Annotated in this window: 18 protein-coding genes; 7 read left to right on the top strand and 11 right to left on the bottom strand. The window is 74.1% G+C overall.

The features are described 5' to 3' along the window. Nucleotides 1-29 precede the first annotated feature (29 nt). The 5 genes from OKX07_RS11475 to OKX07_RS11455 are packed head-to-tail and all read right to left on the bottom strand — an operon-like array spanning nucleotide 30 to nucleotide 6,720. On the bottom strand, nucleotides 30-1,295 hold the full coding sequence (locus OKX07_RS11475; RefSeq protein WP_265628210.1) for a cation:proton antiporter: 1,266 nt from the start codon (nucleotides 1,293-1,295) through the stop codon (nucleotides 30-32). Further along, nucleotides 1,292-2,632 carry a cytochrome P450 gene (locus tag OKX07_RS11470; RefSeq protein ID WP_265628209.1) on the bottom strand — a complete coding sequence of 447 codons (1,341 nt, stop codon included), beginning with the start codon at nucleotides 2,630-2,632 and terminating at the stop codon, nucleotides 1,292-1,294. Before OKX07_RS11470 ends, OKX07_RS11475 begins: the two co-directional genes overlap by 4 nt. Then, nucleotides 2,629-3,660: an alpha-hydroxy acid oxidase gene (locus OKX07_RS11465; protein ID WP_265628208.1), complete on the bottom strand. Its 1,032-nt coding sequence runs from the start codon at nucleotides 3,658-3,660 to the stop codon at nucleotides 2,629-2,631. Before OKX07_RS11465 ends, OKX07_RS11470 begins: the two co-directional genes overlap by 4 nt. 1 nt (nucleotide 3,661) lies before the next feature. Beyond that, a complete protein-coding gene (locus tag OKX07_RS11460; protein WP_265628207.1) occupies nucleotides 3,662-5,215 on the bottom strand; it encodes an NAD(P)-binding domain-containing protein in 1,554 nt (517 codons plus the stop codon). Next, nucleotides 5,212-6,720: an aromatic amino acid ammonia-lyase gene (locus OKX07_RS11455; RefSeq protein ID WP_265628206.1), complete on the bottom strand. Its 1,509-nt coding sequence runs from the start codon at nucleotides 6,718-6,720 to the stop codon at nucleotides 5,212-5,214. The genes OKX07_RS11460 and OKX07_RS11455 overlap by 4 nt, the downstream gene beginning before the upstream one ends. A gap of 62 nt (nucleotides 6,721-6,782) precedes the next feature. On the opposite strand from OKX07_RS11455, the gene OKX07_RS11450 reads away from it, so the two are divergent. Next, nucleotides 6,783-8,240, top strand: a complete 1,458-nt coding sequence (locus OKX07_RS11450) for a class I adenylate-forming enzyme family protein (RefSeq protein ID WP_265628205.1) — start codon at nucleotides 6,783-6,785, stop codon at nucleotides 8,238-8,240. Here the strand turns inward: OKX07_RS11450 and OKX07_RS11445 are convergent. From OKX07_RS11445 to map, 4 genes are all read right to left on the bottom strand, one after another. Then, nucleotides 8,230-9,159 carry a DUF817 domain-containing protein gene (locus OKX07_RS11445; RefSeq protein WP_322746774.1) on the bottom strand — a complete coding sequence of 310 codons (930 nt, stop codon included), beginning with the start codon at nucleotides 9,157-9,159 and terminating at the stop codon, nucleotides 8,230-8,232. The genes OKX07_RS11450 and OKX07_RS11445 overlap by 11 nt on opposite strands. 101 nt (nucleotides 9,160-9,260) lie before the next feature. After that, nucleotides 9,261-10,361: a fatty acid desaturase family protein gene (locus OKX07_RS11440; RefSeq protein WP_265628204.1), complete on the bottom strand. Its 1,101-nt coding sequence runs from the start codon at nucleotides 10,359-10,361 to the stop codon at nucleotides 9,261-9,263. A 140-nt stretch (nucleotides 10,362-10,501) separates the two neighbouring features. Further along, complete coding sequence (gene ppgK, locus OKX07_RS11435) at nucleotides 10,502-11,254, bottom strand: polyphosphate--glucose phosphotransferase (RefSeq protein WP_265628203.1); 753 nt, start codon at nucleotides 11,252-11,254, stop codon at nucleotides 10,502-10,504. A gap of 23 nt (nucleotides 11,255-11,277) precedes the next feature. Continuing rightward, entirely contained in the window at nucleotides 11,278-12,150 is an 873-nt protein-coding gene (gene map / locus OKX07_RS11430) for a type I methionyl aminopeptidase (RefSeq protein ID WP_265628202.1), read from the bottom strand. A 57-nt stretch (nucleotides 12,151-12,207) separates the two neighbouring features. On the opposite strand from map, the gene OKX07_RS11425 reads away from it, so the two are divergent. After that, nucleotides 12,208-12,372 (top strand): SPOR domain-containing protein, encoded by a 165-nt coding sequence (locus tag OKX07_RS11425; RefSeq protein ID WP_265628201.1) that lies wholly within the window; start codon nucleotides 12,208-12,210, stop codon nucleotides 12,370-12,372. A 43-nt stretch (nucleotides 12,373-12,415) separates the two neighbouring features. Here the strand turns inward: OKX07_RS11425 and panB are convergent, their stop codons facing one another. Beyond that, complete coding sequence (panB, locus tag OKX07_RS11420; RefSeq protein ID WP_265628200.1) at nucleotides 12,416-13,234, bottom strand: 3-methyl-2-oxobutanoate hydroxymethyltransferase; 819 nt, start codon at nucleotides 13,232-13,234, stop codon at nucleotides 12,416-12,418. A gap of 120 nt (nucleotides 13,235-13,354) precedes the next feature. On the opposite strand from panB, the gene OKX07_RS11415 reads away from it, so the two are divergent. Genes OKX07_RS11415 through OKX07_RS11400 form a run of 4 tightly spaced genes read left to right on the top strand, consistent with a single transcriptional unit; the run spans nucleotide 13,355 to nucleotide 20,442 of the window. Next, the gene (locus OKX07_RS11415) at nucleotides 13,355-14,692 is read left to right on the top strand and encodes a glutamine synthetase family protein (protein WP_265628199.1); all 1,338 of its coding nucleotides are present in this window, start codon (nucleotides 13,355-13,357) and stop codon (nucleotides 14,690-14,692) included. Nucleotides 14,693-14,696: 4 nt separating this feature from the next. Then, a complete protein-coding gene (locus OKX07_RS11410; RefSeq protein WP_265628198.1) occupies nucleotides 14,697-17,741 on the top strand; it encodes a bifunctional [glutamine synthetase] adenylyltransferase/[glutamine synthetase]-adenylyl-L-tyrosine phosphorylase in 3,045 nt (1,014 codons plus the stop codon). A gap of 56 nt (nucleotides 17,742-17,797) precedes the next feature. After that, on the top strand, nucleotides 17,798-19,036 hold the full coding sequence (locus OKX07_RS11405; RefSeq protein WP_265628197.1) for a cytochrome P450: 1,239 nt from the start codon (nucleotides 17,798-17,800) through the stop codon (nucleotides 19,034-19,036). A gap of 20 nt (nucleotides 19,037-19,056) precedes the next feature. Continuing rightward, complete coding sequence (locus OKX07_RS11400) at nucleotides 19,057-20,442, top strand: hypothetical protein (RefSeq protein WP_265628196.1); 1,386 nt, start codon at nucleotides 19,057-19,059, stop codon at nucleotides 20,440-20,442. 33 nt (nucleotides 20,443-20,475) lie between these two features. On the opposite strand, the gene OKX07_RS11395 is transcribed toward OKX07_RS11400, so the two are convergent. Beyond that, nucleotides 20,476-22,815 carry an FdhF/YdeP family oxidoreductase gene (locus OKX07_RS11395; RefSeq protein ID WP_265628195.1) on the bottom strand — a complete coding sequence of 780 codons (2,340 nt, stop codon included), beginning with the start codon at nucleotides 22,813-22,815 and terminating at the stop codon, nucleotides 20,476-20,478. A 36-nt stretch (nucleotides 22,816-22,851) separates the two neighbouring features. Here OKX07_RS11395 and fdhD point away from each other — a divergent pair, with 36 nt between their 5' ends. Next, nucleotides 22,852-23,745 carry a formate dehydrogenase accessory sulfurtransferase FdhD gene (gene fdhD / locus OKX07_RS11390; protein WP_265628194.1) on the top strand — a complete coding sequence of 298 codons (894 nt, stop codon included), beginning with the start codon at nucleotides 22,852-22,854 and terminating at the stop codon, nucleotides 23,743-23,745. The last annotated feature ends 7 nt before the right edge of the window (nucleotides 23,746-23,752 follow it).

The raw sequence follows: 23,752 nt of genomic DNA, 5'->3' as shown, positions 1-23,752 counted from the left end.
ATGGTGTGACTTCAGTAAGACCCTCCGTATCACGGGATCGCACGGACGGGCTCGGCGGGCGCCGGCTCGGCTGCGGGCAGCGGGTGGTGACGCTCGACCCACGTGAGCATCGGGCTGGTCATGATCGTCGTCACGAGCGCCACGAGCACGAGCACCGTGAACAGCGCCGGCCCGACGATCCCCGCCTCGAGCCCGATGTTCAGCGCGATGAGCTGCATGAGCCCGCGCGCGTTCATGAGCGACGCGACGCGCAGCGCGACGCCCTGGGGCTCGCCGCGTCGCCGTGCGGCGAACCAGCAGGCGCCGAACTTGCCGAGGATCGCGACGACGACGCACGCGATGGCGAACAGCAGCACGCTCGGCTCGGTGAACAGCCCGAACTGCGTGTTGAGGCCCGAGTACGTGAAGAACAGCGGGACGAGGACGCCGGTGACGGGCGTGAGCCCGCCGACCACCCGATCGGCCGGCGGGAGGCGCGGCACCGTGAGACCGAGCGCGAACGCGCCGAAGACCGCGTACAGACCGATCTCGTCAGTGAACCACGCGGCGGCGAACAGGACCGTGACCGTGCCGAGCAGGCGCGCGTGGTCGTCGAGGCGCGCGGTCGTCATCAGCCGGTGCATGCCTGGTCGTGCCACGAACCACATCAGCGCGACGAACACCGCCGCGCCGCCGACGGTCAGGAGCGCGGGACCGGCGCTGCCCGTGGCGACCGCCAGCACCACGGCGAGCAGCACCCACGCGACGACGTCGTCGACCGCCCCGCTGGCCAGCGCGATCGCCCCGTGCCGGGTGCCCGCCTGCCCGCGCTCGGTGATGATGCGCGCGAGCATCGGGAACGCCGTGATGGCCAGCGCCACGCCCACGAAGGCCGCGACCACACCGACCGGGACCCCGTCGGGCCGCAGCGGGACGTGGTCGGCCGCGAGCAGGACGAGCGCCACGCCGAGCAGCAGCGGGGCCGTCACGCCCGCGAGCGACACGGCGGCCGCGGTGCGGGCGAGACCGCCCGCGTGCTGCGTGCTGAACGCGTAGCCGGCGTGGAACATCAGGAGCACCAGACCGATCTGGCCGACGACGAACAGCACGGGGCGCAGCTCGGCGGGGAAGAGCGCCTCCTGCACCCCGGGGAGCACCAGACCCAGCAGCGAGGGGCCCAGGAGCACGCCGGCGACCATCTCGCCCACGACGGGGGGTTGGCCGGCGCGGCCCATGAGCCACGACACGCCGCGGCAGACCAGCAGGATGACGACGACCGCGAGGAAGAACCGCGGTGCGAGCTCGACGGGTGTCATACGCGGACCTCCGCGAAGTAGGTGGTGCACGGCTTGAGGCGGCGGGCGTCGAGCACCATGGCGGTGCCCAGGACCAGCTGTTGCACGGACCGGCCGACGTCGGCCCACCGGTCCCGCCAGCGCAGGGCGGCCAGGCGGGCGCGTCCGGGACCGGCGACGCCGACGGGCGTGAGGTAGGCCGGGCCGCGGTTCGGCATCGAGCGCGTGTGCGCGGCGGTCGACGTGACGTCGTACCGGCGCAGCACCTCGCGCAGCACGGCACGCAGCATGACCGGCGCCGACCCGCGTGCGGGGCAGGCCCGGTTGGCGGTCACGCCGAACGGCAGGAAGTGCGCGTCGTGGTGGCGCAGCGTGCGCCACCGGTCGGGGTCGAACGTGTCGTCGGCCGCGGCCCCCGTGCGCTGGTACGCGAGGTAGTTGAAGAGCAGCACCGAGCCGGCCGGCAGGGTGACGACCTCGTCGACGACGATCGGCGCGGACGTGATGCGGTGCGCGATGCCGAACAGCGGGTGCACGCGCAGCGTCTCGTCGACGATCCGGTCGAGCGCGTCGTCGTCGTCGACCTGGTCGCGGGCCGGCGGGTACGCGGCGGCGGACAGCAGGACGTGCGCGGCGGCCTCGGACATCTGCACCACCGCGGTGTTGAAGAACGCGCCCTGCAGGTACCAGGCCGTCTCCTGCGCGGTGAACGGGGGTGGCAGCACCACCGGGCAGGTGCCGTCCTCGACGCGGGAGCGCAGGTACCGCGTGAGGCGGTCGCGGCGGTCGAGGTGGCGCAGACCCGTGCCCTTGAGGGCGGTGACGACGTCGTCGGCGTTGGCGACGACGAGGTCGCGCGCGTCGCGGGGGCAGGGCTCGGCGAACACCAGCTCGTGGTACACCTCCGCCCACACCGGCATGAGCAGGTCGCGCAGCCGGACGAGGCTCGGCCGGTCCACGGGCAGCCGGTCGAGCGCACGGCGCACCGCGGCCGTCGCGAGCGCGTCGCTGCGCTCGTGACGGACCGCGAGCACCTGACGGGTCGTGCGGGCGACCGTGCGGTACCGCTCGCCGGGTTCCAGGTGCTCCTGGTGCATGTGCGCCCCGGGGGCCAGCCAGTACCAGAACAGGTCGGACAGGCCCGCCCCGGCGCTGCGCCCGTCGGCGGCGGGGTGCGCGTACACGCGCTCGAAGTGCTCGGGGCCCACCAGCGGACCGGGCACGGGGATGCCCTCGGTGCCGTTGACGGCCGTGAACACGCGCTCGCGCAGCCGCACCACGGCGGGCGGCAGCCAGCGCGGCAGGCTCCAGACCACGGCGAGGGCGACGGCGCCGAGTGCCGCCACGCCGGGGTTCACGGGACCACCACGAGGTCGGGGGTCAGGTCGGTGGGCCGGTGCGCGCCGACCAGCGCCATCGCGTGGGCGAGCTCGGCGGTCAGGTCGTCGAGCACGGCCCGGACGCCGTCCGCACCGGCCTGCGCGAGCCCCCACAGCACCGGGCGTCCGACCATGACGGCGGCGGCCCCGAGCGCGAGCGCGACGAGCACGTCCACGCCCCGGCGCACGCCGCCGTCGAGGAGCACCGGCACGCGGCCCGCGACGGCGTCGACGACCGCGGGCAGCGCGTCCAGGGTGCTGATCGCGCCGTCGAGCTGCCGCCCGCCGTGGTTCGACACGACGATCCCGTCGACGCCGTGCTCGACGGCCAGCCGGGCGTCGGCGGGGTGCAGCACACCCTTGACCAGCACGGGCAGCGACGTCGTCCCGCGCAGCCAGTCGACCGCGTCCCAGCCCAGGTCGGGGTCGGTGACGAGGTCGCGGGCGCGCCCGTCCGGGCCGCGCATGTTCTCGCAGACCAGCCCGTCCGGCAGCGTCGTGAAGCCGTGGCGCTCGTCCCGCGGGTGCCTGCCGCGGACGGGGGAGTCGACCGTCAGGACGAGCGCCCGGCAGCCGGCGGCCTCGGCGCGCGCGACCACGGCGGCCGTGAACCCGCGGTCGGGCTGCACGTAGAGCTGGAACCACAGCGCCGCGCCGGTGGCGGCGATCTCCTCGACCGCCGTCGTCGCCATCATGCTGACGGTCAGCAGCCCGCCGGCTGCGGCCACGCCCCGCGCCGTCGCGACCTCGCCCTCGGGGTGCGCGAGGCGGTGGAACGCGGTGGGCGCGACGACGACGGGTGCGGCGAGCCGCGCACCGGGCAGGTCGGTCGACAGGTCGCGCGTCCCCGCCCCCCGCAGGACGCGCGGGCGCAGCCGCCGCCGGGCGAACGCGTCGGTGTTGCCCGTCAGCGTGCGCTCGTCGCCCGCGCCGCCCGCGAGGAAGTCGTAGTGGACGGGGTCGAGGACCTCGCGCGCACCGCGCTCGGCCTCCCGTGGCCGTGGCACGTCAGCGCCCCGCCAGGGCTCCGGCCACGAAGGCCTCGAGCGGTGCGACGTGCGCGTCGGGACGGTCCCACCGGTTCTCCAGGTTCTCTGCGACGTGGTGGGTCGCGACGTGCTCGCCGCGGCGGTGGTGCCGCACCACGGGGTGCAGGTACGCGGCGTCGTGCGCGACGCCGGGGGTGTCCTGCGCGATGCGGCTGATGGTGATGTCGAACGGATCGACCTTGTCGTGGTCGGGGCCGTACTCGAGGGTGACGACGAACGCGTCGTCGTCGTGCCCGTCGGCGCCCAGGCCGACGCGCGCGTGGTAGTCGACGGGGACCTCCTCGTGGAACCGCGCCTGCGCCCCGGTGACGGTGACCACGTCCGCGAGGACCCCGAACTGCTGCCACAGGGCGGACGTGCGGTTGACCCGCTCGACGACGGCCGCGGTGATCGCCTCGGGTGTCGGGTCCACGGGCACCGACGGCCACGGCGCGTCCGCGTACCGGCGCTCGAGGACGCGGTGCAGGGCACGCACGCCATACCGGAAGCCGTGCACGAACCCGCTGGTGGAGTGCCGGAAGTCGCGCTGCTGGGTGAGCGTCCCGGCGAAGAACAGGCCGGGGACGTCGACCGACTCCCACTCGTCCGTCTGCGCGGGGAACCGGTCGTTGATCGCGAGCGCCGGCCGGCACGACGCGTCGAACACCGACGCGTCGAACGCGAACCCCGTGCACGCGAGCACGCGGTCGTAGTGCAGCACGCGGGACTCCTCGGCGCGCGCGAACCGGAACGTGACCGCCAGTCCGTCGTCGTCGCGCTCGATGCGCTCGACCGTGCCGTCGAGCACCGCGTTGGCGGACTTCAGCTGGTAGCTGTCGAGGAAGTTGTTGTTCACCGCGCGCAGGTGGCCCACGTAGTGCGTGCGCCACGCCAGGTGCACCGAGTCGGGCCCGGCGACGTGGATCACCGTCGTCGTCTCCATGAGGGCGTCGGCGGTCTCGAACGCCGAGTTGCCCTTGCCGATGATCAGCACACGCTGGTCGAGGTAGTCCGCGGGGTCGACCGACATGGTGTCGTACCCCTCGGCGAGCTCGAACCCCGGGATCGCCGGGCGGTTCGGGCGGCTGACGCCCGTCGCGACGACGACCGTGCGGGCCGTCAGCGTCTCGCCTCCCACCTCGACCTCGAAGACGTCGTCGCGGCGCGAGACGCGGGTGACGGCCGCGCCGTACCGCACGCGCACCTTGGACCGCTCCGCGAAGTCCGCGAGGTAGCGGACCATCACGTCGGCGTCGGGGAAGTACCGGTCGGTGTACCGCGTGAACCGCAGGTCGGGGTCGTCGCTCAGCAGGGAGTTCCAGTCGAGCCGCAGGTTCACCTCGGGGTCGTCGCTGCCGGTGCGTGGCTTGTTGATCGAGATGAGGCGGCGGTGGCGCGGGTACCGCTCGAAGAACGACCCGGGGACGTCGGCGCGGTCGACGACGAGGTAGTCGCGCCGCCCGTCGGCCTCCAGCAGTGCGCCGAGCTGCAGGCCCGCGGGGCCGGCTCCGATGATGAGGTGGTCGAGGGTCACGACAGGTCCTCCGGTGCGGTGCGTAGGACGACGTCCGCGGCGGTGCGGACGTCCTGCTCGAGCGGGCGGTCGGGGTCGACAGGACGGACGGCGGCGCGGAGCGCGTCGAGCAGCTCCGCCGACGCGGGCGCGGTGGGTGCACGGGCGCCGACGTGGGCGGCCTGCCGCAGTCCCAGCGCGAGCGAGCCCACGAGCAGGCGCAGGATCCCTGCGCCGTCCAGCGAGCGCAGCGCGGCCTGCGTGCCGAACGGCACGACGTCCTGGGTGTGCAGGTTGGTCGGCAGCGACTGCATGCTCGCCGGGGCCGCGTCGCGGCGGAGCTCGGCGACCAGGGCGGTCGACGCGAGCTGCACGCCCTGCAGCCCGTGCTGCCGGCCGGGTCCCGCGGCGAGCATCGGGGGCAGCCCGCCGTTGCGGACCGGGTCGACGAGCAGGTCGAGCTGGCGCTCGGCGAGGTTGCCGAGCTGCGCGGCGACGAGCGCCAGCAGGTCGGCCGCGAACGCGGCGGGCTGACCGAAGAAGTTGCCGCCGTGCACGACCTTGTCGTGCTCGGGGAACAGCAGGGGGTTGTCGCTGACGCCCGCGAGGTCAGCGGTGACGACGTCCTCGACGTACCGCAGCGCGTCGTGCGCGGCCCCCAGCAGCTGGGGCGTGCAGCGGATCGAGTACGCCTCCTGCAGCGCCCGGGTCCCCGACGGCACCGTGCCCGCGAGCAGCGCACGCATGCGCGCGCCGACGACGGCCGCGCCGGGGTGGCCGTACCGGTCGAGCAGGTCGGCGTCGGTGAACTGCGGGTCGCAGCCGAGCAGGTCGGTCAGCAGGCACGTCAGCCGCACGAGCGCGTCGTGCGCGCGGCGCACGCCGTGGAGCGCGAGCGCCAGAGCGGCCGTCGTCAGCGACGTGCCGTTCACCAGCGCGAGGGCGTCGCGGCCGTCGAGCGCGAGGGGCGTCAGGCCTGCCGCGGCCAACGCGTCGTGCGCAGGCATCCGGTGCCCGTCGACCTCGGCCTCGCCGTGGCCGCGCAGCGCGCCGGCGACGGCGGCGAGCGGCACGAGGTCACCGCTGGCGCCGACCGACCCCCAGCGCGGCACGACGGGCGCGAACGTCGTGCCGAGCATCGCCGCGAGCGCGTCGAGCACGTGCGGCCCGACCCCTGACGCCCCCTGCGCCAACGAGCGCGCCCGCACCAGCACGGCGGCGCGCACGAGACCGGGGTCCAGCGCCGGCCCCTGCCCGGCGCCGAGGTGCGCGAGCGTGTTGTCGGCCTGGTCGCGGGAGTCGGCGCGGCCGCGGAAGCCGACCAGGGCACCGAACCCCGTGGTGGCGCCGTACACCGCGCGGTCCTCGGCGAGTGCGACGTCGAGGAAGGTCCGTACCGCGCCGGTGCGCGTCCGTGCCTCGGGCGGGACGACGACGTCGACCGGGCCCGCGGCCGCCACGAGGTGGCAGGGGCGCAGGGGGGAGGCGAGGTCGACGTGGGTCGTCGGCGCGGCACGGACGGTCATGGGGTCGACAGTAGGTAGTTGATTTCAGAACTATGTGAGATAGGTCACCTAACGTCCGCGGCATGACGCACGACGACGTGACGCACGACGTGACGACCGGCCGGGGACGTCCGGCGGTCTGGCCGCAGCCGGTGCTCGACCTGCTGACGCGCGATCCGGCCCGGCCGGTCTTCGAGGACGGCGACCGGGTCGTGAGCGCCGGTGAGATGGCGGACGCCGTCGCGCGCACCGTGGCGGGGCTGCGTGCGACCGGGGTCGGTCCGGGCGTCGGCGTCGCGCTCGACCTGGGGGTGTCACCCGAGGCGTTCGCCGCGACCCTCGCCGCCTTCACGGTGGGGGCCCGCGTGTGCGGGCTGCCGCCCGGCCTGGCACCGGCGCAGCGCACCGACCTGCTCGCGCGCGCCGACATCGCCCTCGTCGTCGACGACGACCGCCTCGCGCACCTGCTGACCACACCCGCGGACGGCCCGCCCGTCGCGGCCGGCCGGCACCCCGACGTCGCCCGCGTCACCTGGACCAGCGGGACGAGCGGCCGGCCCAAGGGCTGCGTCCAGACGTACGCCTCCCTGACCGCCACCTGGGCCGCGCATCCCGCACAGTGGCCACCCGCCGTCGCCGCGCTCGCACCCCGGCTGCAGCGCTACCTCGTCGTCGGGTCGCTGAGCAGCCAGGTGGTGCTCGAGTACGCCGTCCTGACGCTCGCGGCGGGCGGCGTGCTCGTGGCGGCCCGGCCCCCGGGGTTCCCCGACGCGATCACGCGGCACCGCGCGACCGCGAGCGTGATCACCGTCGGTCGGCTCCACCAGCTCGTGCGCGCGCAGCGCGAGCACCCCGCCGACCTGTCGACCCTGCGGGCGCTGCTCGTGTCCGGGTCGCCCCTGGCACCCGCGCGGCTCGCCGAGGCGCTCGAGGTGCTGGGGCCGGTCGTCTTCCACGGGTACGGGCAGACCGAGACCGGGATGATCGCGATGGTCACGCCCGACGAGATGCTCGCGACCCCCGCGGTGCGCGCGTCGGTCGGACGACCGCCCACGACCGTCGACGTGCAGGTGCGCGACGGCGAGCTGTGGGTCCGCACGCCCGGGCAGGCGTCGGGCTACTGGGACGACCCGACCGAGACGGCCGAGGTCTTCGTCGACGGCTGGGTGCGCACGCGTGACCTCGGGGAGGTCGACACCGACGGGTACGTGCACCTGCGCGGCCGTGCGCGGGACGTCGTCATCGTCGACGCGCAGCTCGTGCACGCCGGCGCCGTCGAGCGGGTCCTCGCGCAGGACCCGGCGGTGGCCGAGGCGTACGTCGCGGGCCGCCCCGACGACGACACGGGGGAGGCCGTGCACGCGTGGGTCGTCGCGGCGCACGGATCGGTCCCGGACGCCGACGCGCTGCGCGACCGCGTCGCGCGCGCGCTGGGCACGGTCGCGGTGCCCCGGACGGTGACCGTCGTCGACCACGTGCCGCTCGCCCCCAGCGGCAAGCCGCAGAAGTCCGCGCTGCCCGCGCCCGCCGTCACCGCCTGACGTCGTCGGCGCGCCCCGGCGGCCGCGGCGGGTAGACCCAGGCCACGAGCACCACCGAGACGATCATGAGCAGGAACCACGACACGAGCTTGGTCCCGCCCACGACGTGCCAGCCGTCCACCTGCGACGGGTAGAGCCACGCGCCGGCGAACGTCGCGACGTTCTCCGCCGCCCAGATGAACGACGCGACGAGGGTGAACGCGAGCAGCACCGGCATCCGCAGCCGGCGCGCGTGCACCCGGAAGTGCATGACGGTGCGCCCGTAGACCGCCACCACGCCGGCGAGCAGCAGCCAGCGTGCGTCGGCAACCCAGTGGTGCGTGAAGAAGTTGACGTAGATCGCGGCGGCCAGCACGGCGGTGACCCAGCGGGCCGGGTAGCGGTCGAAGCGCAGGTCGAAGATCCGGAACACACGCACCAGGTACGAGCCCACGGCGGCGTACATGAAGCCCGAGAACAGGGGGACCGCGCCGACGCGCAGCACCCCGTCCGCGGCGTACGACCAGGAGCCGACGTCGGTCTTGAACAGCTCCATCACGGTGCCGACGACGTGGAACAGCAGGACGACGCGCATCTCGCGGACCGTCTCGAGGCGGGTCGCCAGCATGAGCACCTGGAGGGTGAGCGCCGCGAGGGTCAGCGCGTCGTTGCGGGCGAGCACCGCGTCGTCCGGGTACCAGAACCTCGCGGCGAGCAGCACCGCGAGGAGGAGGGCACCGAAGAGGCATGCCCAGCCCTGCTTGAGGACGAAGACGACCAGCTCGACGACGACCACCCGCGCAGGGCTGCGCGGCATGCGGGCCAGGCGGGCGCGGGCCCACGCGTCGATGCGTTCCTCGACGACCGTGAGCTCGCGCGCCGGCGCCCGCGGCAGGTCGGGGCGCGGGTACGAGCGCAGGTCACGAAGCACGAGGCCCATCCCACCGCGACGGTGCGGGGGACGGGCCTCGTCCACGGTCGGTTTCCCGGCGGGACCTGTGCAGATCCTGTGCGGCGCCGCTCAGCGGACGCCGCGAGGGGTCAGCGGGTCGAGCGCGAGCGGTACCGCTGGACCATGGGGCAGTCGAAGGGGTCGCGCGCGGACAGGCCGACGCGGTTGAGGTACTGGACGACGAGCGCGTACGACCGCACCAGCGACGTCTCCGTGTACGGCATGCCGATGCTCTCGCAGTGCGCGCGCACCATCTTGCGGGCGCGGGCCAGGTGCGGCCGCGGCATGCTCGGGAACAGGTGGTGCTCGATCTGCGCGTCGAGCCCGCCCATGAGCTGGGTGATGAACGTGCCGCCGCCGATGTTGCGCGACGTGAGCACCTGCTTGGACAGGAAGTCCAGGCGGCTGTCCGCGGGGATGATCGCCATGCCCTTGTGGTTGGGGGCGAAGGACGCCCCCATGTACACGCCGAACACGGCGAGCTGGACGGCGAGGAACGCGGCCGCCATGCCGAGCGGGAGCGCCCACACGACGAGTGCCACGTAGATGCTCAGGCGGGCCGTGAGGATGACGAGCTCGAGCGTGCGCAGCCGGGACTTGGGGGCGGCGATGAGGCTCTTGAACGCCAGGAAGTGCAGGTTGACGCCCTCGAGCGTCAGCAGCGGGAAGAACAGCCACCCCTGCTTGCGCGTGATCGCCGCCATCAGCCCGCGCTGCTTCGCGGCGTCCTCCTCGAGGAAGGAGACGGTGTCCCACTCGATGTCGGGGTCCTTGCCGACGCGGTTGGGGTTGGCGTGGTGACGCGTGTGCTTGGTCATCCACCACGAGTGGCTGATGCCGACGACGCCGTTGGCCAGGACGCGGCCCAGGCGGTCGTTCGCGGGGCCCGTCAGCAGCACCTGGCGGTGCGACGCCTCGTGCGCGACGAACGCGAACTGCGTGAGCACCAGTCCGAGCCCGGCGGCGACGGCCAGCTGCCACCAGGAGTGGCCGATCAGCACGAACGCGGTGACCAGACCGCCCAGCACGGCGGTCAGGCCGACGAGCAGGGAGATGTAGAAGCCGGGTGTCCGGTCCAGCAGTCCTGCCTCGCGCACCTGTGCGGACAGCTCGTGATAGCTCCCGGTCGCAGCCGCCTGGCGGGGGCGCGTCTCGGTCGCAGGGGGCGCAGGTACGGATGCAGGAGCCACGTGACCTCCAGGGCTCGTTCGACTTCCCAGCCGTGGGGGTGAGCGGTCGCTCGTCGTGCGGATGCTCGTACCCTACGGCACCGTAGGTTCGCTGTCCCGGCGACGGGCGGGGGATCTCACGAGGTGTCCTCGGTGGGCGGTCAGTGCCCGTGCGTCGCCGCGAGGCGCGCGGCGCCGACGATGCCCGCGGCGTTGCGCAGGCCCGCCGGGACGATCGGCGTGCGCAGGTCCAGCAGCGGCAGGAAGTGCTGGTGCTTCTTGCTCACGCCCCCGCCGACGACGATCAGGTCCGGCCAGAACAGGTTCTCGACGACGGAGAAGTACCGCTGCAGGCGTTCCGCCCACTGCTCCCACGACAGGTCCTCGCGGTCCCGCGCGGCGTCCGACGCACGCGACTCGGCGTCGTGCCCGTCGATCTCCAGGTGCCCCAGCTCGGTGTTCGGCACGAGCGCGCCGTCGACGACGAGGGCCGACCCGATGCCGGTGCCCAGCGTGACGACCAGGACGACGCCGGGGACGTCCTTGGCGGCCCCGTAGGCCACCTCGGCGAACCCCGCGGCGTCGGCGTCGTTGACCGCGAGCACGCGCCTGCCGGTCGCCTCCCCGATCGTCGCCGCGACGTCGGTGCCGATCCACGAGGCGTCGACGTTCGCGGCGGACTGCGCGACGCCGTGCAGGATCACGGCGGGGAACGTCACGCCGATCGGCACGCCCCTGTCGAGGTCGAACGAGTCGACGACCTCGGCGACCGTGCGGGCCACGGCCTGCGGGGTGGCGGGCTGCGGGGTCGGGATGCGCACGCGGTCGCCCGCCAGCTCTCCCGTGCCCAGGTCCACCGGGGCACCCTTGATGCCGGAGCCGCCGATGTCGATGCCGAAAGCCGTCGTGTCCATGGTCGAGTGCCTCGCGTCCTTGCTCATGGCAGTGTCAGGATCTCCGCCCCGGTGTCGGTGACCAGCAGGGTGTGCTCGAACTGCGCGGACCGTCGCCGGTCGGCCGTGACGACCGTCCACCCGTCGTCCCACATGTCCCAGTCCGCGGTGCCCAGGTCGAGCATCGGCTCGATCGTGAACACCATGCCGGGCTCGATGACCGTGGCGTACTCGGGTGCGGCGTCGTAGTGCGGCACGACGAGACCGGTGTGGAAGGCCGGGCCGACGCCGTGGCCGGTGAAGTCGCGCACCACGCCGTAGCCGAAGCGCGCCGCGTACCTCTCGATGACGCGCCCGATGACGTTGATCTCGCGGCCCGGCCGGACCGCCGTGATGCCGCGCTCCAGCGCCTCCCGCGTGCGCTCCACCAGCAGGCGCGACTCCTCGTCGACGTCACCTGCGAGGAACGTGGCGTTCGTGTCGCCGTGCACACCGCCCACGTAGGCGGTGATGTCGACGTTGACGATGTCGCCGTCCTGGATCACCGTCGAGTCCGGGATGCCGTGGCAGATGACCTCGTTGAGCGACGTGCACAACGACTTGGGGAAGCCGCGGTACCCCAGCGTCGAGGGGTACGCGTCGTGGTCGAGCAGGAACGCGTGCCCGATCGCGTCGAGCTCGTCGGTCGTCACGCCCGGCGCGACGTGCCGGCCCACCTCCGCCAGCGCCTGCGCCGCGAGCCGGGCGGCGACGCGGATGCGCTCGACCGTCGCGTCGTCGTTGACGTCGGCGCCGCGCCACGGCGCCGGCATCGGTCTGTCGACGTACTCGGGGCGCGGGATGTGGTCGGGGACCGGGCGTCGCGGGCTGACCTGCCCGGGGAGGAGCGCGGTGCGCGACGAGTGGACCTGCGGCATGGCTGGCAGTCTACGTAGCGGCAGCGCTGCCCGGCCTGCCGGACGAGAGGAGCCGACGTGGCGGAGTACTTCTACAACACACGGACGCGCGAGGTGGAGGAGGGGCGCAACAGCGACTGGTCGCAGCTCATGGGTCCGTACGCGACGCGCGAGGAGGCGCAGCACGCCCTGGACATCGCGCGGGCGCGCAACGAGGAGTGGGACCAGCAGGACGAGTCCTGACGCCGGAGGCCCGGCCGCGCCGCCGCGGCCGGGCACGCGGGGCTCAGTCGAAGGTGTGCGCCGCGTCGGGGAACGTCCCGGTGCGGACCTCGTCGGCGTAGGAGCGGGCGGCGGCCGACAGGGCCGCGCCGACCTCCCCGAAGCGCTTGGCGAAGCGCGGGGACCAGTCGCCCATGCCGGCCATGTCGACCCACACGAGCACCTGGCCGTCGCACGCAGGTCCGGCGCCGATCCCGATGGTGGGTACCCGCACGACCTCCGTGATCCGCGCCGCGACGGGCGCGGGCACCATCTCCAGGACGATCGCGACGGCGCCGGCCTCCGTCACGGCGAAGGCGTCCTCGCTCACCTGCTCGGCGGCCTGGCCGCGCCCCTGGACGCGCGGGCCGCCGAGCGCGTTCTCCGACTGCGGCGTGTAGCCCAGGTGGGCGACGACCGGGATGCCGGCCTGCGTGAGCGCGCGGATCTGCGGCACCGAGCGCTGCCCGCCCTCGAGCTTGACGGCGGAGACACCGGTCTCCTTCATGACGCGCACGGCGCTCGCGAGCGCCTGCTCCGGCCCCGCCTCGTAGGTGCCGAAGGGCAGGTCGGCGACGACGAACGCCCGCCGCACGGCGCCCGCGACCGCGCGTGCGGCGACGACGATCTCGTCGAGCGTCACGGGCAGCGTCGTGGCGTACCCGTGCATCGTGTTCCCGATCGAGTCACCGACCAGCAGCATGTCGATGCCGGCCTCGTCGAAGAGGCGTGCCGTCATCGCGTCGTAGGCGGTCAGCATCGTCAGCCGCTCGCCGCGTTCCTTGGCGGCCTGGAGGTGGTGCACGCGCACGCGGCGGGGTGTCGGGGCGTCACTGGTCGACATGCTCCCGAGCCTAGCCGCGGGGGTGCCGCGGGCCGCTGTGAGGGTGCGCACAGACGCCGCGCTCCGCCGTGCGGTGGACGGTCGCCCCGACATGCCCGTTCATCAGGCAGGATGTACGCCATGGACAGGCAGCAGGAGTTCGTGCTCCGGACCGTCGAGGAGCGGGACATCCGCTTCATCCGTCTGTGGTTCACGGACGTGCTCGGGATGCTCAAGTCGGTGGCGGTCGCACCGGCGGAGCTCGAGCAGGCGTTCAGTGAGGGCATCGGGTTCGACGGCAGCGCGATCGAGGGACTGACGCGCGTGTACGAGGCGGACATGATCGCCAAGCCCGACCCCTCGACGTTCCAGATCCTGCCCTGGCGGGGGGAGCGGCACGGCACCGCACGCATGTTCTGCGACCTGCTGACGCCCGACGGCGAGCCGTCGCTCGCCGACTCCCGGTACGTGCTGAAGCGTGCCCTGGACCGCGCGAGCGACCGCGGCTTCACCTTCTACACGCACCCCGAGGTCGAGTTCTACCTGTTCGACGCGCCCGCGGACCCCTCGCGCCCGCTCGTGCCGGTCGACCAGGGCGGCTACTTCGACCACGTGCCGCGCGGCACCGCGCACGACTTCCGGCGCGCCGCGATCACGATGCTCGAGTCGATGGGCATCTCGGTGGAGTTCTCCCACCACGAGGCCGGGCCGGGCCAGAACGAGATCGACCTGCGCTACGCCGACGCGCTGACGACGGCCGACAACATCATGACGTTCCGCACGGTCGTCAAGGAGGTCGCGCTCGAGCAGGGCGTCTTCGCCTCCTTCATGCCCAAGCCGCTCGCCGACCAGCCCGGGTCGGGCATGCACACCCACGTGTCGCTGTTCGAGGGCGACCGCAACGCGTTCCACGAGCCCGGCGCCCCGCTCGAGCTGTCGAAGGTCGCACGCTCGTTCATCGCCGGCCTGCTGACCCACGCCGCCGAGATCACGGCCGTCACGAACCAGTTCGTCAACTCCTACAAGCGGTTGTGGGGCGGCGCCGAGGCCCCGAGCTTCATCTGCTGGGGCCACAACAACCGCTCGGCGCTCGTGCGCGTGCCGATGTACAAGCCCGGCAAGGGCAACTCCAGCCGCGTCGAGTACCGCGGCGTCGACTCCGCGACGAACCCCTACCTCGCGTTCGCGCTGCTGCTGGCCGCGGGTCTCAAAGGCATCGAGGAGGAGTACGAGCTGCCCGAGGGTGCCGACGACGACGTGTGGGAGCTCACGGATCCCGAGCGCAAGGCGCTCGGCATCGAGCCGCTGCCGACGTCGCTGGAGGCCGCGATCGGGGTCATGGAGCGCTCCGAGCTCGTCGCCGAGACGCTGGGCGAGCACGTCTTCGACTACTTCCTGCGCAACAAGCGCCAGGAGTGGGCCGAGTACCGCGCGCAGGTGACGCCGTACGAGCTGCAGCGGTTCCTGCCGCTCATCTGACGCCGTGTCGACGTCCACGGGCCGTGGGGCGTCGCTGGCGGCGCGGCTGTCGCGCGTCGGTGTCGCGGACGTGCCGCGCGCCGAGCGGCTGCTCACGGACCGGGCGCTGACGACCGTCGACCGGGACGTCGTCGAGCACGTGATCGCCGCGCTGGGGGACGTCGGCGACCCGGACGAGGCACTGCTCGCGGTGGCGAAGATCGCCACCTCGGTCCACCGGGACCCCACCCTGTCCGCGCTGCTCCGGGACGTGCTCGCCGACGGGGACGCCTGCGGGCGTGCCCGCCTGCTCGCCGTGACCGGTGCCTCGCTCGCCATCGGCAACACCCTCGCGGCGCACCCGTCGAACCTGCGTGTCGTGGCCGACCCCACCCCCGGTACGGGCGTCCCGGCCGGGGACGTGCGCGCCGAGCTGCTGCGTGCGGTCGACGCCGACCCCGACGCCGACGTGCCCGTGGCCGGGCTGACCGGTACCGACGGTGTCGACGCGATGCGCCGCGCGTACCGGACGCGGCTGCTGCGCATCGCCGCGACGGACCTGACCGCCGACGACCCCCTCAGCCGGCTGCCGGGCGTCGCGGCGGCGCTCGCCGACCTCGCGGCCGCCGCGCTCGAGTCCGCGCTCGCGGTCGCGCGCGCCGACCTCGAGGACGAGGGTCGCGGCGTGCGCCTCGCGGTCATCGGCATGGGCAAGGCGGGTGGCCGGGAGCTCAACTACGTCTCGGACGTCGACGTCGTCTACGTGGCCGAGCCCGTCGAGGGCATCGCCGAGGACGAGGCGATGGCCGCCGGCGCGCGGCTCGCGGCCGGTCTGGCGCGCGCGTGCTCGGCCCCCGCGGGCGAGCCGGCGCTGTGGCCCGTGGACGCGGCGCTGCGCCCCGAGGGCAAGGACGGCCCGCTCGTGCGGACGCTGGCCAGCCACGCGGCGTACTACGAGCGCTGGGCCAAGACGTGGGAGTTCCAGGCGCTCCTCAAGGCCCGTCCGCTGGCCGGGGACCGCGAGCTGGGCAGCGCGTACGTCGAGACCGTCAACCCGCTGGTGTGGTCCGCCGTGCAGCGCGAGAACTTCGTCGAGGACTCCCAGGCGATGCGCCGCCGCGTCGAGGCGCACGTGCCGCGCGCCGAGGCGGACCGCCAGCTCAAGCTCGGCGTCGGCGGCCTGCGGGACGTCGAGTTCACCGTGCAGCTGCTGCAGCTCGTGCACGGGCGTGCCGACGAGACGATCCGCAGCCCCAGCACGCTCACCGCCCTGGCGGCGCTGGCCGCCGGCGGGTACGTCGGTCGCGAGCACGCCGCGCAGCTCGCGGTCTGCTACCGGTGGATGCGGATGATGGAGCACCGCATCCAGCTGCACCGCCTGCAGCGCACCCACCTGGTCCCGACCTCGGAGGCCGACCTGCGGCGCCTGTCGCGCACCATGGGGATGCGCGTCGAGGGCCCCGACGGGCTGCTGGACCGCTGGCGCACCACGCGGCGCGACGTGCGCCGGCTGCACGAGGAGCTCTTCTACCGGCCGCTCCTGCCCGCGACCGCGCGCCTGTCGACGGCCGAGGCGAGCCTCGCTCCCGAAGCGGCACGGGCGCGCCTCGCGGCGATCGGGTACCGCGACCCGGCGGGGGCCGTGCGGCACATCGCGGCGCTCACCGACGGGGTCTCGCGCCGGGCGTCGATCCAGCGCCAGCTGCTGCCCGTGATGCTCGGGTGGTTCGCCGACGGTGCCGATCCCGACGGCGGCCTGCTGGCGTTCCGGCGCCTGTCCGACCAGCTCGGCACCACGCACTGGTACCTCAAGCTGCTGCGCGACTCCGGGACCGCCGCGCACCGGCTCGCCCAGGTGCTGTCCACCTCGCGGTACGTCGCCGACGCGCTGAGCCGCTCACCGGAGTCGGTGACGTGGCTCGACGACGACGCCGAGCTCGCGCCCCGGTCGAGCGAGCGTCTCGCCGCCGAGGCGGACGCGGTCCTGCGCCGGGCCGTCGAGCCGGTGCCTGCGGTCACCGCGCTGCGCGCCCTGCGCCGCCGCGAGCTGGCGCGGACGGCGGTGGCCGACGTCCTGGGCGTGACGACGGGCGTGCGGGCGGCGCAGAGCCTGACCATCACCGCCGACGCCGTGCTCGCGGGCACGCTGCGGGTCGCGGAGACGCAGGCGCGCGCGGACGCGGGCCTGGAGCAGAGCCCGACGCGCATGCTCGTCGTCGCCATGGGACGCCTCGGCGGCCGCGAGATGGCGTACTCCTCGGACGCCGACGTGCTGTTCGTGCACGACCCGCTGCCCGGCGCGGACGGCAAGGTCGCGCAGGACTTCGCCGTCGCCGTGGCGTCGCGCCTGCGTCAGCTGCTGGGGACCGTGGGGCCCGAGCCGACGCTCAGCGTGGACGCCGACCTGCGGCCGGAGGGGCGCAACGGTCCGCTCGCGCGCTCGTTCGACGCGCACGTCGAGTACTACCAGCGGTGGTCCTCGCCGTGGGAGAGCCAGGCGCTGCTGCGCGCCCGGCCCGTCGCCGGCGACGAGGCGCTGGGGGCGCGGTTCATCGCGCTCGTCGACCCGTTGCGCTACCCGCAGGGAGGGCTCGACGCGGCGACCGTGCGGGAGGTCCGCCGCATCAAGGCCCGCGTCGAGGCGGAGCGGCTGCCCCGCGGGGTCGACCCGAACCGCCACCTCAAGCTCGGCCGCGGCGGCATCAGCGACGTCGAGTGGACCGCGCAGCTGCTGCAGCTCCAGCACGCGCACGCCGTGCCGGGGCTGCGCACGACCTCGACGCTCGACGCGCTCGCCGCGGCGCGCGACGCCGGTCTGCTCGACGCCGCCGACGCGACGGTGCTGCGGGAGGCGTGGGAGCTGGCCTCGCGCGTGCGGGACGCGAACGTGCTCTGGACGGGCCGCGCCGAGGGTGCCCACGCCGACGTGCTGCCGCACGACCGGGGCGCGCTCGCGGGGGTGATGCGCGTCCTGGGCCACCCGGCCGGGTCGGGCGCGATGCTCGAGGAGACGTACCTGCGCACGGCGCGGCGCGCGCGGGCCGTCGTCGAACGCGTCTTCTACGGCTGATCCCTGCAGCCCCGGGGGCTGGTCGGCCGGACGGGTGAACCCCTACAGTCGATCGAGTGACGGCCATCGCGGACGGGCAGACGCGCAACGGGACGGGCGGCTGTCCGGCGCGCAAGCTCGCGCAGCCCGACGACGGGCGGAGCCCCGACCTCGAGCACGTCACCGGGGAGCGGCCCCGCGTGCGCATCCGTTCGTACGCGCTCGCTCGCGCGGTGCTGCGCCATCCCGGGGCCACCCGTCAGGCGGGTTTCGGTGCGGAGGACCTGGGCCACGGCCCCGTCCAGTTCCGGCCGCCGATCCTGTACCTCGAGGGTGACGAGCACCACGCGCAGCGCCGTGCGTCGGCCCGCCTGTTCGCACCGCGCGTCGTCGAGGGGTACCGCGAGTGGATGGAGGCGACGGCCGAGCGGCTCGTCGCCGAGGTCCGTGCCGACCGTTGGACCGACCTGTCGAGGCTGACCATGCAGATGGCCGTCGAGGTCACGTCGCGGGTCATCGGACTCGACCACGGTGCGTCGCCGCGCATGCACCGACGCCTCGACGAGTTCTTCGAGCAGGCGCCCGCGGGGGGCTCCGTCCTGGCGCGCTGGCGCGCGACGCTGCGGGGCACGGCGGTCCTGCGGTTCTTCGTCCTGGACGTGAAGCCGGCGATCCGGGCGCGGCGTCGCCACCCCCAGGCCGACCTCATCAGCCGACTGCTCGACGACGGCTGGACCGACCTCGACATCCTCACCGAGTGCGTGACGTTCGCCGCCGCCGGCATGGCGACGACGCGTGAGCTCATGACCGTCGCGGTCTGGCACCTCCTCGACGACGACGCGCTGCTGGCCCGGTACCGGGCGTCCGACCGGGACGCCCGCGTCGCGATCATCGAGGAGGTCCTGCGCCTCGAGCCCGTCGTCGGGCACCTGCTGCGCCGCACCACGGCGCCCCTCACGCTCGACGGTCCGGACGGGCCGGTCGAGGTGCCGGTGGGCGCGATGCTCGACATCGACCTCCGGGCCGTGAACGCCGACGAGTCCGTGGTCGGGGCCGATCCGCTCGCGGTGTGCCCGGAGCGCCCGATGACGCGTGCGGCCGGGCGTGTGGTGCTCGCGTTCGGCGACGGCCACCACCGGTGCCCCGGTGCGCCGCTCGCGTCGATGGAGGCGGAGATCTTCGTCTCCGCCCTGCTGCTGCGCGACGACCTGGCGGCGGCCGGCCCGCCGCGGGTGCGCTGGAACGACGTCAGCCAGGGCTACGACCTGAAGGCGTTGCGGGTCCGGCGCGTCCGCGCCGGGGCGGGCGTCGGCTGACCGACCGGGGAGGCGAGTCGATGGTCAGTGGGACGCGCGACGACGGGATGGCGCCGACGGACGAGGACCTGCGGGCGCGGCTCGACGCGCTCGAGGCCGAGAACGCCCGTCTCCGGGAGACGCTGGCCACCCGGACGGCGCCGCCGGGCGCCGTCGTGGGCACGGGACCCGCGCCCCCGCAGGCCACGGCCCGCACCTCGCACCGCGGCCGGGGACGCGCCGCGGGGGTGGTGGCGCTCGTCGTCGTCGCCACGCTGCTGACGCCCGTCGCTGCCGTCACGTCGTGGGCTCGGAGCCTGGTCACCGACACGGACCGCTACCTGGCGACCGTCGCGCCGATCGCCGACGACCCCGTGGTGCAGCAGGCCGTGACGAACCGCACGACGACGGCGATCGTCGAGGGTCTCGACGTCGAGGGGCTCGCGGGTGACCTGACGACGGCCGTGGCCGGCCTCGGGCTGCCGCCGCGCGTCGCGGGGCTCGTGGAGTCGCTGCAGGAGCCGCTCGTCGGTGCCGTGACGGGCCGCGTGCGGTCGACGGTCGGGCAGGTGGTCGCGTCGGACGGCTTCTCGGCGGTCTGGGCGACGGCCCATCGCACCGTCCACGAACAGCTCGTCGCGGTGCTGCGCGGCGACGAGGACGCGATCGCCGACCTCGACGCCGACGGCACGCTCAGCGTGCAGCTCGGACCGGTGGTCGAGCAGGTGCAGGAGCGCCTGGTGGACCGCGGCTTCACGGTGGCCGCCCGGCTCCCCGCCGTGAACCCGACGTTCCCTCTGGCGAGCAGCCCCGACCTCGTCCAGCTCCAGTCGGGGTACCGGCTGCTCGACGTCCTCGGCACGTGGCTCCCGTGGCTCGTCATCGCGCTGCTCGTGGCCGCCGTGCTGCTCGCGCGGCGCCGAGCGCGCGCCCTGATGACGGTCGGTCTGGCGTTCGCCGGCGGCATGCTGCTGCTCGGGATCGGCCTGGCGATCGGTCGGCAGGCGTACCTCGGGGCGCTGCCGGACGCGGTGCAGCGTCCCGACGCCGCGGCGGCGGTGTACGACCACGTCGTCGCGCTGCTGCGCGTGTCCGTGCGCGCGGGCCTCGCGCTCGGCCTGGTCGTCGCGGTCGCCGCCTACCTCGGTGGCGGCTCGGCGTCGGCACGTGCGACGCGCGCCGCCCTCGCCCGCGGCGGTGCGTGGCTGCGGGACGCGGGGGAGCGTCGTGGTGTCACGACCGGACCCGTCGGCGCGTGGTTGGGTCAGCAGCGCCGGCTCGCGCGCATCGTGATCCTCGCGGGCGCCGCGGTCGCGCTTGTCGCGCCCGCGTACCTCAGCGGCGGGTACGTCCTCGGCGTCGCGATCGTCGCCCTCGTGCTGCTCGTGGTCGTCGAGGTCGTCGCGCGGCCGCCGTCACCGGCCTGACGCGCGGCCGGGTCCGTCACGGGCCCGGCCGGCTCACTGCGCTGCGGCCCGTTCCAACCGGACGACCACGGACTTGCTGGTCGGTGTCTGGGAGCCGTCCGCGGTGGAGTCGAGGGGGACCAGGACGTTGGTCTCCGGGAAGTACGCCGCGGCGCAGCCCTGCGCGGTGTCGTACGCGACGACGCGGAACCCGGCGGCACGCCGCTCGACGCCGTCGGTGAACTCCGAGACGAGGTCCACCACCTCGCCGTCGGCGAACCCGAGTGCGGCGAGGTCGCCCGCGTTGACCATCACCACCCGCCGCCCGCCGGAGATCCCGCGGTAGCGGTCGTCGGGGCCGTAGACGGTGGTGTTGTACTGGTCGTGCGACCGCAGGGTCTGCAGCAGGAGACGTCCGGGCGGCACCTGCGGCCACCACAGGGTCGTCCTGGTGAAGTGCGCCTTGGTGCTCGTCGTCTCGAAGGTGCGGACGTCGTGCGGGCCGTGGGGCAGCCGGAAGCCACCGGGCTCGTCGATCCGGCGCTCGTAGTCGACGAACCCGGGGACGACGGCCTCGATGTGCCGGCGGATCACCCGGTAGTCGTCCTCCATCGCCTGCCAGTCCGCCCGGGGTGCACCGGGACGCGGCCGGCCGTGCTCGTCGTGGAAGAGCGCACGGGCGAGCCGGCAGACGATGGCGATCTCGGAGAGCAGGTCGTCCGACGGTGGTGTGAGGCGCCCGGAGGAGGCGTGCACCATCGACATCGAGTCCTCGACGGTGACCCGTTGCCGGCCGGTCGCCTGGACGTCGAGGTCGGAGCGTCCGAGCGTCGGCAGGATCAGCGCGGTCCGGCCGGGCGCGAGGTGCGAGTGGTTGAGCTTCGTGCTGACCTGCACGGTCATCGCGCACGAGCGCAGTGCCGCGTCGGTGACCGCGGTGTCGGGTGCGGCCTTGAGGAAGTTGCCGCCCATGCCCATGAAGAACCGCACCCGGCCGTCCCGCATCGCACGGATCGTGTCCACGGTGTCGTGGCCCGGGTCGCGCGGGCTCGCGAACGAGAACTCCGCCTCGAGGCGGTCGAGGAACGGCTGCGGCATCTTCTCGAAGATCCCCATCGTGCGGTCGCCCTGGACGTTCGAGTGCCCGCGGACGGGCAGCAGACCCGCCCCGGGCCGGCCGAGGTTGCCCTGGAGCAGGACGAGGTTGACGATCTCCTTGATCGTCGCCACCGAGTGCTTGTGCTGGGTCAGGCCCATCGCCCACGCGACGATCGTGCGGTCCGAGTCCAGCAGCAGCTCGCCGACCTCACGCAGCGCAGCCTGCGTCAGGCCCGTCGCGGTCTCGATGTCGTCCCACGAGGTGGCCCGGAGCCCGTCGAGGTAGTCGTCGAGGTCCACGGTGTGACGCTCCAGGAAGGCGTGGTCGAGCACCGACGTCATCCCGATGGTGCGCCGACCGGACTCCTCGGCCTCGAGCAGCACCTTGCCCAGCCCCAGGAAGACGCCGAGGTCGCCACCGAGGCGCACCTGGAGGTGGACGTCGGCGATGCGCGTGCCCCGCCCGACCATGCCGTGCACGCTCTGCGGGTTGCGGTAGTGCGTGAGCCCCGCCTCGGGCAGCGGGTTGACGGCCACGATGACGGCGCCCTGCTCCTTGGCCTTCTCGAGTGACGTGAGCATCCGGGGGTGGTTGGTGCCGGGGTTCTGGCCGGCGATGATGATGAGCTTCGCCGTCTCGACGTCGTGCAGGGTCACCGAGCCCTTGCCGATGCCGATGGTCTTGCCCAGCGCCTCGCCCGACGACTCGTGGCACATGTTCGAGCAGTCCGGCAGGTTGTTGGTGCCCAGGCCACGCACCATCAGCTGGTAGAGGAACGCGGCCTCGTTGGACGTGCGACCCGACGTGTAGAAGGCGGCCTGGTCGGGGCTGTCGAGGCTGCGCAGCTCGCGGGCGATGCGCGCGAACGCGTCGTCCCACGAGATCGGGCGGTAGTGGTCCTCACCGTCCTCGCGGATCATCGGCGTCGTCAGGCGGCCCTGGCGGTTGAGCCAGTAGTCGTCCCGGGCGAACAGCTCGTCGATGGTGTGCTCCGCGAACAGCTCGGGCCGCACGCGCTTGCGGGTGGCCTCGGATGCGAGCGCCTTGGCTCCGTTCTCGCAGAACTCGGCGTGGCTGCGGTCCGGGACGCTCGGGTCCGGCCAGGCGCAGCTCATGCAGTCGAAGCCCTCGGGCTGGTTCATCCGCAGCAGACCGCGGGCGGTCCGCACCGGGCCCATCTCGCGCAGCGCGTGCCGCATCGCCGTGGTCACCCCGGGCACCCCCGCGGCCGTGCGCTTGGGCCGGCCCACCGTGACGGCGGGCTGGTCGAGGTCGTCCGACGGCGTCGTTGCCATGTCGCCATGCTAGGGCGGGCACGAGAGGGTGTGCCCATGCGCGTGACGAAGCGGTGGCGGGTGCAGCGGATGGCCGCGTCGGGCCCGGTCGGCGAGCGCGCCGACGTGCTCGCGGGGGAGGAGCCGCTCGAGATCCGCATCCACGGCGAGGCGTTCACGGTCACGATGCGCACCCCGGGCAACGACGTCGACCTCGTCGCCGGGTTCCTCGTCTCCGAGGGCGTGGTCCGCGCCGCGCAGGACATCGCGTCGATCGGGTACCGCGGTGGCGTGACCCCGACGGGGGAGCGGGACCTCAACGTCGTGGACGTCCACCTCGCACCCGGCGTCGCCCTCCCCGCGAGGTCGCTGGAGCGGTACGTCTACACGTCGAGCAGCTGCGGGGTGTGCGGCACCGCGTCGATCGACGCCGTGCGCAAGGACGGCGCCCACGACCTGACCGCCGACGACGCCGGGGTGCGGCTGGACCACCTGCTCGCGCTCCCGGACCGGCTGCGGGAGCAGCAGGTCGTGTTCGGCCGGACCGGTGGCGTGCACGCGGCGGCGCTGTTCCTCCCGTCGCCGACCGGTGAGCCGCGGCTCGCGTGCCTGCGCGAGGACGTCGGCCGGCACAACGCGGTGGACAAGGTCGTCGGGTGGGCGCTGCGCGAGGGCCTGCTGCCGTTGCGAGGGTCTGTGCTCCAGCTGTCCGGCCGGGTCTCGTTCGAGCTGGTGCAGAAGGCGGCGATGGCGGGCGTCCCGGTGGTCTCGGCCGTCTCGGCGCCGTCGGCCCTGGCCGTGGAGCTGGGGGACGAGCTCGGGGTCACCGTCGTGGGGTTCAACCGCGGCGAGACGCTGAACGCCTACACCCACGTGCACCGCCTGCACGCGGCGGTTCCGGGAACGCCACGAGGGGCGCCCCTGACGGGACGCCCCTCGGTGCCGAACTGATCGGGAG

Source organism: Cellulomonas sp. S1-8, assembly GCF_026184235.1.
Lineage (GTDB): Bacteria > Actinomycetota > Actinomycetes > Actinomycetales > Cellulomonadaceae > Cellulomonas.
This window is presented reverse-complemented; position numbering and strand designations above follow the sequence as displayed.

Coding starts and splice junctions, on each gene's coding strand:
- OKX07_RS11415 (WP_265628199.1), top strand. CDS start 13,355: ATGGACAGGCAGCAGGAGTTCGTGCTCCGGACCGTCGAGGAGCGGGAC.
- OKX07_RS11475 (WP_265628210.1), bottom strand. CDS start 1,295: ATGACACCCGTCGAGCTCGCACCGCGGTTCTTCCTCGCGGTCGTCGTC.
- ppgK (WP_265628203.1), bottom strand. CDS start 11,254: ATGGACACGACGGCTTTCGGCATCGACATCGGCGGCTCCGGCATCAAG.
- panB (WP_265628200.1), bottom strand. CDS start 13,234: ATGTCGACCAGTGACGCCCCGACACCCCGCCGCGTGCGCGTGCACCAC.
- OKX07_RS11455 (WP_265628206.1), bottom strand. CDS start 6,720: ATGACCGTCCGTGCCGCGCCGACGACCCACGTCGACCTCGCCTCCCCC.
- OKX07_RS11445 (WP_322746774.1), bottom strand. CDS start 9,159: ATGGGCCTCGTGCTTCGTGACCTGCGCTCGTACCCGCGCCCCGACCTG.
- fdhD (WP_265628194.1), top strand. CDS start 22,852: ATGCGCGTGACGAAGCGGTGGCGGGTGCAGCGGATGGCCGCGTCGGGC.
- OKX07_RS11450 (WP_265628205.1), top strand. CDS start 6,783: ATGACGCACGACGACGTGACGCACGACGTGACGACCGGCCGGGGACGT.
- OKX07_RS11395 (WP_265628195.1), bottom strand. CDS start 22,815: ATGGCAACGACGCCGTCGGACGACCTCGACCAGCCCGCCGTCACGGTG.
- map (WP_265628202.1), bottom strand. CDS start 12,150: ATGCCGCAGGTCCACTCGTCGCGCACCGCGCTCCTCCCCGGGCAGGTC.
- OKX07_RS11400 (WP_265628196.1), top strand. CDS start 19,057: ATGGTCAGTGGGACGCGCGACGACGGGATGGCGCCGACGGACGAGGAC.